The sequence below is a fragment of the Sphingomonas rhizophila genome (assembly GCF_014396585.1).
Taxonomy (GTDB): Bacteria; Pseudomonadota; Alphaproteobacteria; order Sphingomonadales; family Sphingomonadaceae; genus Sphingomicrobium; species Sphingomicrobium rhizophilum.
This window is the reverse complement of record NZ_CP060717.1, coordinates 1905995-1920551: the sequence shown is the minus strand read 5'-3', so window position 1 is coordinate 1920551 and position 14557 is coordinate 1905995. Positions and strand designations below refer to the sequence as shown.

General features: G+C 65.9%; 14 protein-coding genes and 1 tRNA gene. 13 read left to right on the top strand and 2 right to left on the bottom strand.

The features are described 5' to 3' along the window. The first annotated feature begins 30 nt into the window (after positions 1-30). The 6 genes from H9L12_RS09825 to hslU all read left to right on the top strand — a co-directional run bounded on the left by H9L12_RS09825 (position 31) and on the right by hslU (position 4829). Positions 31-597, top strand: a complete 567-nt coding sequence (locus H9L12_RS09825) for a glycoside hydrolase family 108 protein (protein ID WP_425506825.1) — start codon at positions 31-33, stop codon at positions 595-597. Positions 598-648: 51 nt separating this feature from the next. Then, positions 649-1062 carry a holin family protein gene (locus tag H9L12_RS09820; protein ID WP_187541589.1) on the top strand — a complete coding sequence of 138 codons (414 nt, stop codon included), beginning with the start codon at positions 649-651 and terminating at the stop codon, positions 1060-1062. 74 nt (positions 1063-1136) lie between these two features. Then, on the top strand, positions 1137-2609 hold the full coding sequence (locus H9L12_RS09815) for a phospholipase D-like domain-containing protein (RefSeq protein WP_187541588.1): 1473 nt from the start codon (positions 1137-1139) through the stop codon (positions 2607-2609). Positions 2610-2614: 5 nt separating this feature from the next. Next, positions 2615-2950, top strand: coding sequence for a DMT family protein (locus tag H9L12_RS09810; protein ID WP_187543246.1), 336 nt, complete (start codon positions 2615-2617; stop codon positions 2948-2950). Between the two features lie 32 nt (positions 2951-2982). Beyond that, positions 2983-3522, top strand: coding sequence for an ATP-dependent protease subunit HslV (gene hslV / locus H9L12_RS09805; RefSeq protein ID WP_187541587.1), 540 nt, complete (start codon positions 2983-2985; stop codon positions 3520-3522). A gap of 8 nt (positions 3523-3530) precedes the next feature. Then, positions 3531-4829: an ATP-dependent protease ATPase subunit HslU gene (gene hslU / locus H9L12_RS09800; RefSeq protein ID WP_187541586.1), complete on the top strand. Its 1299-nt coding sequence runs from the start codon at positions 3531-3533 to the stop codon at positions 4827-4829. Here the strand turns inward: hslU and H9L12_RS09795 are convergent. After that, the gene (locus tag H9L12_RS09795; RefSeq protein ID WP_187541585.1) at positions 4817-5467 is read right to left on the bottom strand and encodes a TIGR02117 family protein; all 651 of its coding nucleotides are present in this window, start codon (positions 5465-5467) and stop codon (positions 4817-4819) included. The two genes, hslU and H9L12_RS09795, sit on opposite strands and share 13 nt — an antisense overlap. 591 nt (positions 5468-6058) lie before the next feature. Here H9L12_RS09795 and H9L12_RS13665 point away from each other — a divergent pair. The 4 genes from H9L12_RS13665 to H9L12_RS09775 all read left to right on the top strand — a co-directional run bounded on the left by H9L12_RS13665 (position 6059) and on the right by H9L12_RS09775 (position 11331). Beyond that, positions 6059-6505: a glycoside hydrolase family 16 protein gene (locus tag H9L12_RS13665; protein ID WP_246450336.1), complete on the top strand. Its 447-nt coding sequence runs from the start codon at positions 6059-6061 to the stop codon at positions 6503-6505. Positions 6506-6514: 9 nt separating this feature from the next. Further along, complete coding sequence (locus H9L12_RS09785; RefSeq protein ID WP_187541584.1) at positions 6515-7585, top strand: LacI family DNA-binding transcriptional regulator; 1071 nt, start codon at positions 6515-6517, stop codon at positions 7583-7585. Then, positions 7582-8760, top strand: coding sequence for an MFS transporter (locus tag H9L12_RS09780; protein ID WP_187541583.1), 1179 nt, complete (start codon positions 7582-7584; stop codon positions 8758-8760). Before H9L12_RS09785 ends, H9L12_RS09780 begins: the two co-directional genes overlap by 4 nt. Before the next feature lie 81 nt (positions 8761-8841). Then, entirely contained in the window at positions 8842-11331 is a 2490-nt protein-coding gene (locus tag H9L12_RS09775; RefSeq protein WP_187541582.1) for a glycoside hydrolase family 3 protein, read from the top strand. Positions 11332-11348: 17 nt separating this feature from the next. On the opposite strand, the gene H9L12_RS09770 is transcribed toward H9L12_RS09775, so the two are convergent. Beyond that, positions 11349-11425, bottom strand: a tRNA-Pro gene (locus tag H9L12_RS09770). 166 nt (positions 11426-11591) lie between these two features. Here H9L12_RS09770 and yajC point away from each other — a divergent pair. From yajC to secF, 3 genes are read left to right on the top strand one after another with little or no spacing between them, the layout of a single operon-like run. Next, positions 11592-11939 (top strand): preprotein translocase subunit YajC, encoded by a 348-nt coding sequence (gene yajC, locus H9L12_RS09765; protein WP_187541581.1) that lies wholly within the window; start codon positions 11592-11594, stop codon positions 11937-11939. Continuing rightward, positions 11939-13528 (top strand): protein translocase subunit SecD, encoded by a 1590-nt coding sequence (gene secD / locus H9L12_RS09760; RefSeq protein WP_187541580.1) that lies wholly within the window; start codon positions 11939-11941, stop codon positions 13526-13528. The genes yajC and secD overlap by 1 nt, the downstream gene beginning before the upstream one ends. A 13-nt stretch (positions 13529-13541) precedes the next feature. Further along, positions 13542-14504 (top strand): protein translocase subunit SecF, encoded by a 963-nt coding sequence (gene secF / locus H9L12_RS09755; RefSeq protein WP_187541579.1) that lies wholly within the window; start codon positions 13542-13544, stop codon positions 14502-14504. The last annotated feature ends 53 nt before the right edge of the window (positions 14505-14557 follow it).

Below are 14557 nucleotides of genomic sequence, written 5' to 3'. Positions count from 1 at the left end.
ATGGTCGCTCGGTTGGATCAGGAGTCGACGATGGATGATGCGGTGGACGTGGAAATGCTGGTGGAGGCGCTGATCGATCGCGAAGGCGGCTACAGCAACCACCCGGCCGATCGCGGCGGGCCCACCTGCTTCGGGATTACCGAGGCCGTGGCACGCGCCCATGGCTATGCCGGTGCCATGCGCGACCTGCCGCGAGAGCAGGCCGCTGCGATCTACCGCCGGCTTTACTGGTCGCGGCCGCGGTTCGACGCGGTTGCCCTGCGCGCGCCGCGCATCGCCGCGGAACTGTTCGATACCGGGGTCAACATGGGGCCGGCGGTGGCGGCCACCTTTCTTCAGCGTGCACTGACCGCGCTCAACCGCAACGGCAAGGACTTTGCCGATCTGGTTCCCGATGGCCGCGTCGGGCAGCGCACGCTCGCGGCCCTCGACGGGTTTCTCGCGGCTCGCGGAAAGCGTGGCGGCGAAACCGTCCTCCTCCGCGCGCTGGAAGCGCTTCAGGGCGAGCGGTACCTGCGGCTTGCCGAGCGCCGCCCGGCCAACGAAGCGTTCCTCTACGGCTGGCTGGCGAACCGGATTGGCGAATTTACCGACTGACTGTGGCGCTGACATGGCGCGAACTTTGCGAACTTCCAAAGGAGACTGAAGATGGCATTATTCGAAGCAATCATCGCCCCGGTGGCGAAGCTGATCGACAAGATCATTCCCGATCCCGCGGCGCGCGACCGCGCCAAGCTGGAACTGCTCAAGTTGCAGGGCGACCAGGAAATGCAGACGATCGCGGTGCAGATGCAGGCAATTGTCGTCGAGGCGCAATCGACCGACCCGTGGACCAGCCGGGCGCGGCCAAGCTTTCTCTACATGATGTACACGCTGATCTTGTGGTCGATCCCGATGGGGCTGATCGCCGCCGCGGATCCGAAGATGGCGACCGGCATCGCCAGCGGCATGACTGCCTACCTTCGCGGCATCCCCGAGGAACTCTACGCGCTCTTCGGTACCGGTTATCTCGGCTACACGGCGGCGCGGACCTGGGGCAAGGCCAAGGGCGTCGAGCGCTAGCCGGCGACGGGGGATCGCCCGTGGGGGCGTTCCCCCTTGCCGAACCCGCCGGCTTGCCCGAAACCGTCGGGCGGATGAGTGACAGTCTTTTCGAACCGGGCCGCAATTGCTGGCGCATCGAGCGTGCCGACCGCGCCTCCGTCATCGTCGACGCGTGCGATTACTACCATGTCATCCGTGAAGCGATGGAGGCGGCCCGGCACCGGATCCTCATCATCGGCTGGGATTTCGACCCGCGCATCAAGCTCGACCGGCTGGATGAGGAGAAGGATGGGGCCGACTACTCGCTCGGCCGCTTCCTGCTCGACCTCGCTCACCGCAGGCCGGAAGTCTCCATCGACATATTGAAATGGAATTTCGGAGCGCTGAAGACATTGTTCCGCGGCAGCGCGATCGCCTGGGTGGCGCGGTTGGCGACGACCAGGTCGATCACGTTCAAGCTGGACGGGGCCCATCCACCAGGGTGCAGCCATCACCAGAAGATCGTGGTGATCGACGATTGCTTCGCGGTGTGCGGCGGAATCGACATGACCGGCGACCGCTGGGACCGTCCGGCGCACGCCGACCTTGATCCGGGCAGGGTGCGGCCCAATGGCAAACCCTATGGCCCGTGGCACGATGCGACGATGGCGGTCGATGGTCCGCTGGCGGCGGCGCTGGGCGAGCTGGCGCGCGATCGCTGGGAAAATGCCACCGGCCGCACGCTCGGCCCGGTGACTGGCGCCGACCCGATCTGGCCAAAAGACCTTCCGGTGCAGTTCACGAACCGCGACTTTGCCGTCGCCAGGAACCGTGCCGAATACAAGGAACTGAGCGCGATCAAGGAGGTCGAGGCGCTGTTCCTCGATATGATCGCGTCGGCGAAGCGGTTTATCTACGCCGAGAACCAGTATTTCACGTCGCCGAGGATTGCCGACGCGATCATCCGGCGGATGAAGGAGCTGCAGCCGCCGGAGATCGTGTTCGTCAACCCGATCCGCGCCGACGGCTGGCTGGAGCAGGTGGCGATGGATGCGGCGCGGGTGCGGCTGGCACAGGTCATCGGCCTCCAGGATCCGGCCAACCGCTTTCGCATTTTCACGCCGGTCACCGAAGGCGGCGACGACATCTATGTTCACGCCAAGGTGATGATCGTCGACGACCATGTCCTCCGTGTCGGTTCGTCGAACATGAACAACCGGTCGCTAGGCCTCGACAGCGAATGCGACCTGGCGATCGAGGCAGGGGGCGATGACAGGATCGAAATGGAAATCGCCGCGCTGCGCACCCGGCTGATGGCCGAGCATCTCGGCGCAGAGCCGGAGGAGGTGCGAACCCTGTTCGAGCAGACCGGTTCGATGCTCGATACAATCGAGGCCCTCAGGCGTGACGGACGAACCCTGAAGCTCCTGGAGTTCGAGAAGCCGAGCGATCCGGAAAAATTCATCGCCGACACCGAATTGCTCGACCCCAAGAGCCCGGACGCGATGTTCGAGAACTTCACCCGGAGAAGCCTGTTTTCCGGCCTTCGCGGCTGGGTCGGACGGCGAGGAAGGGGAACCGAGTGACCGCACTGCCGACGATCGGCCTCCTGATTCTCTCCAATGTCTTCATGACGATCGCCTGGTACGGACATTTGCGATTTCCGGAGGCCCGACTCGGAACCGTCATCTTCGCGTCGTGGGGAATCGCGCTGGTCGAATATTCGCTGGCGGTGCCGGCCAACCGCATCGGCTTCCAGGCCGGGCTGACTGGTGGCCAGCTCAAGATCATCCAGGAAGTGGTCACGCTGGTCGTTTTCGCCGCCTTCGCCGCGCTTGTGCTGAAGGAGCCGATCGGCTGGCGTTACGTCGGCGCGTTCGCTTGCATGGCGGGCGCGGTCGCCTTCATGTTCGTCGGCAGGGCTTGAAGCTTGCGGGCGCGGCTCCCCACATCAGCGCCATGGAACAATATCATGGAACGACCATCCTTGGCGTGAAGAAGGACGGCAGAACCGTCATTGCCGGGGATGGCCAGGTCAGCCTGGGCAATACCGTCATCAAGCCCAATGCCAAGAAGGTTCGCCGCCTTGGCGCGGACGGCAGCGTCATCGGCGGTTTCGCCGGCGCCACCGCCGATGCCTTCACCCTGTTCGAGCGGCTGGAAAAGAAGCTGGAGGCGAGCCGCGGGCAGCTGCTCCGCGCCGCGGTCGAGCTGGCCAAGGATTGGCGCACCGACAAATACCTCCGCAACCTGGAGGCGATGATGATCGTCGCCGACGCGGAAACGATGCTGATCCTGACCGGCAACGGCGACGTGCTGGAACCCGAAGGCGGGATCGCCGCGATCGGCAGCGGCGGCAACTATGCCCTCGCCGCGGCGCGCGCCTTGTCCGACTACGAACCTGATCCCGAAACGCTCGCCCGCCGCGCGATGGCCATCGCCGCCGAGGTGTGCGTGTTCACCAACGACCGGCTGACCGTCGAAACCGTCGGCGCCTGAGGAAACCCATGAACGACAATTTGACCCCGAAGGCGATCGTCGCCGCGCTCGACGAACATATCGTCGGCCAGACCGAAGCCAAGAAGGCGGTGGCGGTGGCGCTTCGCAACCGCTGGCGCCGGCAGAAGCTCAAGCCCGAACTTCGCGACGAAGTGACGCCGAAGAACATCCTGATGATCGGCCCGACCGGGTGCGGCAAGACCGAGATCAGCCGCCGGCTGGCGAAGCTGGCCGATGCGCCGTTCGTCAAGGTCGAGGCAACCAAGTTCACCGAGGTCGGCTACGTTGGCCGCGACGTGGAGCAGATCGCTCGCGACCTCGTCGAGGAAGCCGTGCGTCTGGAGCGCGAACGGCGCCGCGACCGCGTGCGCGATGCCGCCGAGGGCGCGGCGATGGACAAGCTGCTCGATGCGCTGACCGGCAAGGGATCGAGCGAGGCGACCCGTGAAAGCTTCCGCCAGCGCTTCCGCGACGGCGCGCTCAACGAAGCCGAGGTAGAGATCGAGGTCGCCGAGGCGCCGTCGATGCCGTTCGACGTGCCGGGACAGGGCGGCATCGGCATGATCAACCTCAGCGAAATGATGTCGAAGGCGATGGGCGGTCCGCCCAAGAAGCGGCGCAAGCTGAAGGTGCCGGCGGCGTTCGCCAAGCTGGTCGAGGAAGAGGCCGACCGCCGCGTCGACAGCGATGACGTCACCCGCGTTGCGTTGGCTGACGCGGAGGCCAATGGCATCGTGTTCCTCGATGAAATCGACAAGATCGCGGTCAGCGATGTCCGCGGCGGATCGGTCAGCCGCGAGGGCGTCCAGCGCGACCTGCTGCCGCTGATCGAAGGGACGACGGTTGCGACCAAATATGGGCCGATCAAGACCGACCATATCCTGTTCATCGCGTCCGGCGCGTTCCACGTCGCCAAGCCCGCCGACCTGTTGCCGGAATTGCAGGGCCGACTGCCGATCCGCGTCGAACTGTCGGCGCTGACCCAGGAGGATTTTGTCCGAATCCTGTCGGCGACCCGCGCCAGCCTGACCGAGCAATATCGCGCGCTGCTGGCGACCGAGGAAGTGACGGTCGAGTTCGCCGACGACGGAATCGCCGCGCTCGCCCGCATTGCCGCCGAGGTGAATGAAGCGATCGAGAACATCGGCGCGCGTCGGCTGCAGACCGTCATGGAAAAGCTGCTCGAGGATGTCAGCTTCACCGCTGAGGAGCAGAAGGGCACGACGGTGACGGTCGATGCCGCTTTCGTCGACCGTCAGCTGTCGGGCATTGCCCGCAACGCCGACCTCAGCCGCTACGTCTTGTAGGGGCGGTAGCGCGCCGTCAGCCCGCCGGTGAATGGCGTCCAGAGCGGCGCCTTCACGCCGGCAAGACGGAGGCGGCTGGCAACCCACTGGTTGCAGGTCTGCACCGCGCTGGTCTTGCCGACCCCGCGATAGAAGCGGTCGGCGGCGGTGTAGCCCGGGTGGTCCAGCCGTTGCGGCCGGCTGTTGGAATCAAGGTCGAAATCGCCGCGGATCGACGCCCACAAGCGCCGGTATTCCGCGGGACGCAACCGGATCTGGCGAATCGCAAAGGAAGGATCCTTGACCCATTCGACGTGCATCACCCGCTCGCCGCCGGTGAGTGCATGGTAGGCGGTCTTGGGGGTAAGATCGGACCAGGTCGGCGTGTTGAGGTAAACGGCGCGCTCGCCCGCGCCGAACGCGACCCACTGCGCCCCGGCAGGTGCTCCGCGGAAATCGGACGGTGGGACGACCGGCGTCCAGTCGAGGCCCTGCGCCTTGCGCGGCAGGATGAGGTCGGCGTGAACGCCATTCGACGCCAGGTAGATGGTGACGCCCTCGTCGGGCTCGCTCCACTGCCGGTTCACGGACATAAGCGAACCAAGCAGCGCGGCGACCAGATAAAGCAGCGGCGGGCCGGCGATGAGCAGGGCAGCCAATCGTCCCCAGCGGATTGGACGGCGACGACGAGATTTCCGGCGGGGCATGCCGCCTTGTAGACACGCGCGGTCGTAGCGGAAGTGGGTGCGGCCGTACCGCCCTATTGTGAACGCTCACAGCTTTGTTATGTTTTGGGCGAGAGCAGGACGGCCGTCCTCAAAGCGCGCCGCCGGATGGGGAAGAGGTTCTACTATGGCAAGCCGATTCGTGTGGGCGCCGGCTGCGGCGCTGCTGTGTGCGGCGGCAATGACACCCGCCTACGCTCACGAACCGCACCGTGCGCCGCCGGGATATAAGCTGGTCTTCGCTGACGAGTTCGACGGGAAGAAGATCGACACGCGCAAGTGGCGCTTCGACACGCATCGCAACGCCCAGGGCTGGTACAACGACGAGCTTCAATATTACGCCGCCAATCGCCGCGAAAACTCGCGGATCGAAAATGGCAAGCTGGTCATCGAGGCGCGGGCCGAACGGCTGGCGAAGGATCGTTTCCGCGACTGGGGCGGGCAGGATTACACGTCGGCGCGGATGATCACCAAGGCGCCCCATGCCTGGACGTACGGCTATTACGAGATCCGGGCGCGAATCCCTTGTGGGCGCGGTACCTGGCCGGCGGTGTGGATGCTGCCGAGCGATCCGAAGGCCGACTGGCCGGGGCCGGTGAAATCGACATCATGGAGCATGTCGGCTTCGACCCCGGCGTGGTTCACCAGACGATTCATACCACCGCGAACAATCACGTCATCGGCACCCAGATCGGCAAGCAGATCACCATTCCCGACGTCTGCACCGCGATGCACCGCTACCAGTTGTGGTGGACCAAGGACGCGATCGAAATGGGCGTCGACGACAAGAAGATCTTCCGCCTCGACCGCGTTCCGAACGACCGCGCGCGCTGGCCGTTCGACAAGCCGATGAACATCATTCTCAACGTCGCGGTCGGAGGTGGCTGGGGCGGGCAGAAGGGCATCGACCCGGCCGCGTTCCCGGCCGTGATGGAGGTCGACTACGTCCGCGTGTATCAGCCGGCGCGCTAAACCCGTCCCATGACTACGCGAGCCCGCCCGCGCCGAAAGGTGACGATCAAGGACGTTGCGGCCGATGTCGGCGTGTCGCTGCAAACCATCAGTCGCGTCCTCAACAAGAGCCCGAACGTGAGCGCCAAGGCGCGCGAAAAGGTCGAGGAAGCCGTCGCGCGCCTCGGCTATTCGCCGAGTCTCGCGGCGCGGCGGATGGGCGGCTCCAAGTCCTTCCTGCTGCTCGCGCTCAACGACCGCGACCGTACGATTGAACAATGGCGCGCCCGCGAGGGCATCGACTGGGTCGACCAAATGCTGCTTGGCGGGATCACCACCTGTGCGGAGCACGGCTATCGCCTGATCCTGGAACTGGTCGACACCCACAGTGACAACATCGCCGGTGAGCTTGGCAACGCCCTCGCGGCCCTTCGCCCCGATGGCGTGATCCTCACCCCGCCGCACAGCGACAACCGCAAGGTACTGGACATTCTCGAACGCGAAGGGGTGGCGTGCGCCCGCATCGGCGGTTTCGATCAGGCGAGCGGGACTATCATCCGGATGGACGACCATGCCGCGGCGGGCCGCTGCGTCGAGCATCTCGCCGCGCTCGGTCATCGCCGGATCGGTTTCGTCGCGGGCGACCCCGAATATCAGCTGAGTACCGAACGTCTCGCCGGCTATCGCGATGCGATCGCTGCCGCCGGGCTTGAGGCGGATGACTCGCTGATCGCGGAAGGGGACTTCGGTTATGCCAGCGGTCTCAAGGCGGCCGAGGTGCTGTTGTCCCTGGACAGGCCGCCGACGGCGATCATTGCCAGCAGTGACCAGATGGCGCTGGCCGTGATGGCGGTTGCACGCGATAAGGCCATCGCCATGCCCGACCAGCTTTCCGTCATCGGTTTCGACGACACGCCCATTGCTCGGACGACCACGCCCGCCCTGACGGCCATCAGCCAGCCCGTGGCGGCGATGACCGCGCGTGCGGCCGAGGTGCTGATCCAGCCCGATGGCGATGTCGCCCGCGGCGCCAATGGACAACCGCATGTCATCCCGTTCGAGCTCACCGTGCGCGCATCGACGGGCCCGGCGCCGCGGTGACCGCGGCCGCTGCCGAACGGCAGAGCAACGCCTTCCTGTTCTCCTTCGCCCTCGCCTGGGCCGGCGGGGCCGTCGCCTACACCGCCTTCCTGACCTTATTGCTCCCGCTGCGTTTCACGGAGATCGCTGGCAGCAGTGATGTCGGCTGGCTCGGGCTGTCGGCGACGGTCGGGGCGATCTTCGCCAGCGTCGGTCACATCTTCTGGGGCTGGGTCAGCGACCGGTGGGGCCGGCGGCGCGCCTGGGCCGTGACCGGCCTTGCCGGGAGCAGCGCGGCGCTGATGGCGGTGCCGCTGGTCGGTGAGCCGGCGGCGCTGATCGTGCTGATCGCGGTCTGGCAGCTGCTGCTCAATTGCTTCCTCGCGCCGCTGTCGGCCTATGCCGCGGACAGCGTTCCCAACCAGCAAAAGGGGATTCTTGGCGGGCTGCTGTCGTTCGGCCCCGGCGCGGCGGCGCTGTCCGTCGTCGCGATCTCGCTGGCGCCGCCTAACCTGGCGGACCAGCTGGGCGTCATCGTGCTGATGGTCGTGCTGTTCGCACTCCCGCTGATGGCGATGCGCCGCGCCAAGCCGATCGGCGCGATTGCCAGCGCCGCCCATCCGCCGCGGTCCAAGGCCTACCGGCGGGTGCTGATCCAGTTGTGGGTGGCCCGGCTTGCGGTGCAGATTGCCGAAGGGCTGCTGTTCCTGTTCCTCTATTATTTCCTGCGCGAGGTGTCCGGCGGCGACCTCAGCCTGACCCGCTACGCCGTGACTAACGCCGTGGTTCACCTCTTCTCGATCCCGATCGCGCTGATGGTCGGACGCTACTCGGACAAGAGCGGTCGCCGCCGCTCTGCACTGCTGCTGATGATCGGCTTCCTGATGGCGGGCCTGGCCGGCATGGGGGTGGCGAAAGACTGGAACATGGTAATCCTGTCCTACGGCCTGTTCCTGATCGGGTCGAACAGCTTCCTTGCGCTGCACTCGGCATTCTCCATGCAGGAATTGCGCGATCCGCGAAATTTCGGCCGTGACCTCGGCCTGTTCAACCTGACCAATACGCTTCCCTCGCTGACCACGCCCCTGCTGGCGGCAATCGTCATCTCCCAGTTCGGTTACTCGGCGCTACTGCTCGGCCTTGCGGCATTCATGATCATCCCGGCGGGGCTCATCTTCCGCACCGACATTCCCTGACGCTCGTGCTCACGCGCTTGCCAATGGTCGCATCAAACGACATGGTGTGAACGTTAACAATAAGGGTCAGGGGAGAGATTCATGAGCGCGTTGTTGGGCCGGTCCGTCGTGTTCGCCTTGCTTGCCGGGAGCGCTGCCATCGCCATCGCGCAGCCAGCGCGACAGGGTGCCGCGCCGGTCAAGGGCGAAGCGCAAGCGCACCCCGATCGCTGGCCCAAGGCGTCGAGCCCGGCGGCAATCAGCGACCCGGCCACGGAAGCGCGAATCGACCGGATGATCGCGTCGATGACGCTTGAGCAGAAGGTCGGTCAGACCATCCAGGGCGATATTTCGGCGATCACGCCCGCCGACCTCGAGAAATATCCGCTGGGATCGATCCTGGCGGGCGGGAACAGCGGCCCGTTCGGTGACGAGCGGGCCAGTTCGTCGCGCTGGGCCGACCTTGTCAAACAATACCGAGCCAAGTCGCCGAGGCTTGCCGACGGGACGCAGGTTGCGATCCTGTTCGGCGTCGATGCCGTCCACGGCCACAGCAACGTCCCCGGCGCGACCATCTTTCCGCATAATGTCGGCCTTGGTGCAGCGAACGATCCGGCGCTGATCGAGCGGATCGGCGCGGCGACCGCGGCCGAAGTGTCGGCCAGCGGGATCGAATGGACCTTTGCGCCCACCCTTGCGGTGCCGCAGGACTGGCGCTGGGGGCGGACGTACGAAGGCTATTCGTCCGATCCGAAGCTGGTCGCCAGCTATGCCGGGGCGATGGTCCGTGGTCTACAGGGGACACTGGTCGCGGGTAAGCCAGTCGCCAGCGACCGGGTCGCGGCGACGGCAAAGCATTTCCTGGCGGACGGCGGGACTACCGACGGCAAGGACCAGGGAAGCTTCGACCTCGACGAGGGACGGCTCGTCTCGGTCCATGCACCGGGATATCCGCCGGCGATCGAGGCCGGGGCACTGACCGTGATGGTCTCCTTCTCCAGCTGGAACGGGGTCAAGCACCACGGCAACCGCTCGCTACTGACCGACGTGTTGAAGGACCGGATGGGCTTCAAGGGCCTGGTCGTCGGCGACTGGAACGCACACGGCCAGGTCGACGGATGCACCACCACCCGCTGCCCGCAATCGCTCAATGCGGGCCTCGACATGTACATGGCGCCCGACAGCTGGCGGGGCCTGTTCGACGCCACCGTGGCCGATGTGAAGCAGGGCCGGGTGCCGATGGCGCGGCTCGACGATGCCGTCCGCAGGATCCTGCGCGTCAAGGCCAAGATGGGGCTACTGGATGGTCGCCCGGTGCGCGACGATCCGACCCAGCTGGGTTCGGCCGCCCATCGCGCCATCGCCCGCGAAGCGGTCGCCAAATCGCTCGTCCTCTTGAAGAACGAAGGCTCCGTGCTGCCGATCAAGGCCGGCGCGCGGGTGCTGGTTGCGGGCGACGGCGCCGACAACATGGCCAAGCAGGCCGGCGGCTGGACGGTAACCTGGCAGGGGACCGACACCAGCCGCAAGGACTTCGCCAACGGCCAGACGATCTTCGAGGGCCTGCGCGACGCGGTCATCGCCAGCGGCGGGACGGCGACCCTGTCGGCCGACGGCAGCTTCTCCGCCCGGCCTGATGTCGCCATCGTCGTCTACGGCGAGGCACCCTACGCCGAGTTTCAAGGCGATATCCCGACGCTCGACTATCAGCCGCAGGGCGCGACCGACCTGGCGCTGCTCAAGAAGCTGCGCTCGGCCGGGATCCCGGTGGTGTCGGTGTTCCTGTCGGGCCGGCCGCTGTTCACCAGTCCGGAGATCAACGCCTCCGACGCCTTTGTCGCCGCCTGGCTGCCGGGAAGTGAAGGCGGCGGCGTGGCCGACGTGCTGGTGGCGGACAGGTCGGGCAAGGCGAAGCGCGACTTCGCCGGCCGCCTGTCGTTTCCCTGGCCCGCCGACGCGCGAGCGCCGGTCGCCAAGCCGCTGTTCGCGCTTGGCCACGGCCTCAGCTATGCACGCCCGGGCAAGCTTGGGACCCTGTCGGAAGCGCCGGGGGTCGACATCGCCCGGGCGCTCAACGTCGAACGCTATTTCGATCGGGGCCGGGCATTGGCACCGTGGACGCTGACAATCTCCGACGATGGCGGGGCCCGCCCGGTGCCGGCGGGTGCGATCAGCAGTCCGAACGGCAAGGTCACGACCCGCGGCGTCGACATGGGCGCGCAGGAAAATGCGCTGGCCGTGACGTGGAAGCAGGCCGGATCGATGTCGATCGACGGGCCGGCGGTCAACCTCGACCGCCAGCTGACCGGCGCGTTCGCCATCGTCGTCGACGGCGCGGTCCGGCAGCCGCCGAAAGGCCGCGTCACACTGGCGGTTGGCGATCGCCAGCTCGACATCACCAGGCTGGTTGCCAAGACCGGCCCGCTCACGCTGAAGGTTCCACTGCGCTGCTATGCCGACCTGGGCGTGAATTTCGCCAGCGTCGGAAACGCCACGCGAATCACCAGCGACGGTCCGTTCGAGATCGCGCTGCGCAAGATCGAGCTCCAGCCCGTCGGCGAGCCGCTGACCTGTCCGGCCGCGGTGAAATAGGCTGTCCTCAGGAAAAATGGTCGGGGCGACAGGATTCGAACCTGCGACCCCCACACCCCCAGTGTGATGCGCTACCAGGCTGCGCTACGCCCCGACCGTGCCGAACTGCCGCCTCGCCAGGGAGGGGGCAGCGCGAGTGCGGGCGTCTATCCTTGCCCGCATCGCTTGGCAAGGCGGGCTTCAGCGTGATAGGCGGCGCGCCACATCGTGGGCGCTAGGCCTTCCGCCGCGCCACTGACTAGAAGAGACCGACCGGTTCGATGACCTCAACAACACTATTCGCCCCGACCCTGGCCGCCGCGGCCGGAGCCTCCCCCGCCAGTGGCGGCGGCCTGTTCTTCATCGTCCAGATGGTGCTGGTCTTCGCCATCTTCTGGCTGCTGATCCTTCGTCCTCAGCGCAACCGGCTGAAGGCTCACCAGGCGCAGATCGCGGCGGTCAAAAAGGGCGACCGCGTGGTTACCGGCGGCGGCCTCATCGGCAAGGTCGTCAAGGTCGCGGACAATGAGGTCGAGGTTGAACTTGGCCAGGGCCTCAAGGTCACCGCCGTCAAGTCGACGCTTGCCGAAGTGATCAATCCGACCGCGACCAAGCCGGCCAACGACTGATGTTCGAATTTCCCCGCTGGAAGGTGTGGGCGGTCACGCTCCTCATCCTGTTCGGCATCCTCCTCGCCGTTCCCAGCCTGATGAGCGAAAGCCAGGCGAAGAAGTTGCCCGGCTTTTTCCCCAGCGCGCGGATCAGCCTTGGCCTCGATCTTGCCGGCGGCAGCCACCTGCTGCTGGAAGCCGACGCCCGCGACGCCGACAAGCAGCGGCTGGCGGCAATGGAAGAGCAGGTCGTCACCAACCTGCGCCGTGAAACGCCGCGAATCGACATCGGCGACGTGTCCACCGCCGGCGGGCGATTAAGCTTCATGGTCCGTAGCCCGGCGCAGTTCGACGCTGCATTCGAACGGATGCGGACGCTGACCCAGCCGGTCGGCCTGACGGGCAGCCGCGACTGGGACGTTCGCCGCGCGGATTCCTCGACGATCGTCATGACTCCGACTGCCGATGGCAACGCCCGCGCGCTGAAGGAGGCGATGACCGTCGCTCGCGACGTCGTCCGCCGCCGCATCGACCCCAGCGGCACCAAGGAAATCACCGTCATCAACCAGGGTGCGAACCGGATCCTGGTCCAGGTGCCGGGCGTCGAAGATCCCGAAGCGCTCAAGCGGCTGATCGGTCAGACCGCGCGGCTGGAATTCAAGCTGGTCGACCAGACTGCCGACCCGGCGCAAATGGCGGAGGGCCGCGCCCCGCCGGGAAGCCAGATCCTGCCGATGGTCGACGGGGGCGTCATTGCCGTGAAGCGCCGCGTGATGGTGTCGGGCGACCAGCTGGTCGACGCCAAGCAGAGTTTCGACCAGGACGGCCGGCCGGTAGTATCGATTACCTTCAATTCCGCCGGCGCCAAGCGTTTCGGACGGGCGACGCAGGAGAACGTCAACAAGCCGTTCGCGATCATCCTCGACGACCGGGTGCTGTCCGCGCCCAACATCAACGAGCCGATCTTGGGCGGTCAGGCCCAGATCATGGGTAACTTCACCGTGGAAAGCGCCAATGCGCTGGCGATCTCGCTCGCGTCGGGCAAGCTGCCGGTCAAGCTGATCCCGGTCGAGGAGCGCACGGTCAGCGCCGACCTTGGCAAGGATTCGATCGAGAAAGGCGCCATTGCCGCCATCGTCGCGACGCTGGTCGTCGTCATCTTCATGATCGTCACCTACGGCCGCTTTGGTGTCTATGCGACGATCGCGCTGATCGTGAACGCGCTCCTGATCCTCGGGATCATGGCGGTGTTCAACGCCACGCTGACGCTGCCCGGCATCGCCGGCTTCGTTCTGACGATCGGTGCCGCGGTCGACGCCAACGTCCTGATCAACGAGCGCATCCGCGAAGAATTGCGGCGCGGGCGTCGGGTGCTCGACGCCTTGGAAACGGGCTACAAGGAAGCCTCGACCGCGATTTTCGACGCCAACATCACCAACACCATCGCTGCCGCGCTGATGTTCTACTTTGGCTCGGGCCCGATCCGCGGGTTCGCCGTCGTGCTGCTGATCGGCATCGTCACCTCGGTGTTCACCGCCGTGAACCTCACGCGGATGATGGTCGCGCTGTGGGTCAAGTCCAAGCGCCCCCGCGCGCTTACAATCTGACGGGACGAATTCGATGAAACTGCTCAAGCTCGTTCCCGACAATACGAACATCGACTTCATGAAGTGGCGCAAGTTCGCGCTCATCCTGTCGACGCTCGCGACGATCGCCAGCCTGGTGCTGGTCGGCGTCCGTGGCCTCAACCTTGGCATCGACTTTGTCGGCGGCCAGGTCGTTCGCGTCCAGTTCGCCCAGCCGGTCGACATCGAACAGCTGCGCGGCAAGGTCGACACCCTGCAGGTCGGCGATGCCAGCATCCAGGAATTCGGCAATAACCGCAGCTACCAGATCCGCCTGCCGAGGCCGGAGGGGCCCGAAGCGGCCGCCAACCAGGTCGTCACCCAGCTGCGCGGCCTGATCCAGCGCGAATATCCGGGGGCGCAGGTCAGTGCCGGGGAAAGCGTTTCGGGCAAGGTGTCCGAAGAACTCGCGACCGACGGCGCGCTCGCCATTCTGTTCGCGATGATCGGCATCGCCATCTACATCTGGCTTCGCTTTGAATGGCAATTCGGGGTCGGCGCGCTCGTCACCCTGTTCCACGACGTGTCGATGACGCTTGGCTTCTTCTCGCTGACCCAGTTGCAGGTCGACCTGAACGTCGTCGCCGCGATCCTGACCATCGTCGGCTATTCGCTCAACGATACGGTCGTCATCTACGACCGGATTCGCGAGAACCTGCGCAAGTTCCGCAAGATGGCCATCGTGCCCCTGCTCAACTTGTCACTCAACGAGACGTTGAGCCGGACCATGGTCACGTCCTTGTCGATCCTCTTCGCGCTCGGTGCGCTGCTGCTGCTGGGTCCGGACGTGATCTTCGGCCTGACCATCGCGGTTTTCCTGGGCATTTTTGTCGGCACCTATTCGTCGATCTATATTTCGGCGCCGGTGCTGGTGGCGTTGGGGGTAACGCCGGACAGTTTCGTCCGCAGCCAAGAAGACGACCAGGACGAAACCGTCGCCAAGCCCTCGCGGGCCTGAACGGGGAAAACAGTCGGATCGCATGGTTGGCGTTCGCCCAACCAGCGGATAAG

What these genes read in the sequence shown, in the direction of transcription:
- H9L12_RS09775 (WP_187541582.1), top strand. Translation starts at nt 8,842, where the DNA reads ATGAGCGCGTTGTTGGGCCGGTCCGTCGTGTTCGCCTTGCTTGCCGGG.
- H9L12_RS09820 (WP_187541589.1), top strand. Translation starts at nt 649, where the DNA reads ATGGCATTATTCGAAGCAATCATCGCCCCGGTGGCGAAGCTGATCGAC.
- hslU (WP_187541586.1), top strand. Translation starts at nt 3,531, where the DNA reads ATGAACGACAATTTGACCCCGAAGGCGATCGTCGCCGCGCTCGACGAA.
- hslV (WP_187541587.1), top strand. Translation starts at nt 2,983, where the DNA reads ATGGAACAATATCATGGAACGACCATCCTTGGCGTGAAGAAGGACGGC.
- yajC (WP_187541581.1), top strand. Translation starts at nt 11,592, where the DNA reads ATGACCTCAACAACACTATTCGCCCCGACCCTGGCCGCCGCGGCCGGA.
- H9L12_RS09785 (WP_187541584.1), top strand. Translation starts at nt 6,515, where the DNA reads ATGACTACGCGAGCCCGCCCGCGCCGAAAGGTGACGATCAAGGACGTT.
- H9L12_RS09815 (WP_187541588.1), top strand. Translation starts at nt 1,137, where the DNA reads ATGAGTGACAGTCTTTTCGAACCGGGCCGCAATTGCTGGCGCATCGAG.
- secF (WP_187541579.1), top strand. Translation starts at nt 13,542, where the DNA reads ATGAAACTGCTCAAGCTCGTTCCCGACAATACGAACATCGACTTCATG.
- H9L12_RS09825 (WP_425506825.1), top strand. Translation starts at nt 31, where the DNA reads ATGGATGATGCGGTGGACGTGGAAATGCTGGTGGAGGCGCTGATCGAT.
- secD (WP_187541580.1), top strand. Translation starts at nt 11,939, where the DNA reads ATGTTCGAATTTCCCCGCTGGAAGGTGTGGGCGGTCACGCTCCTCATC.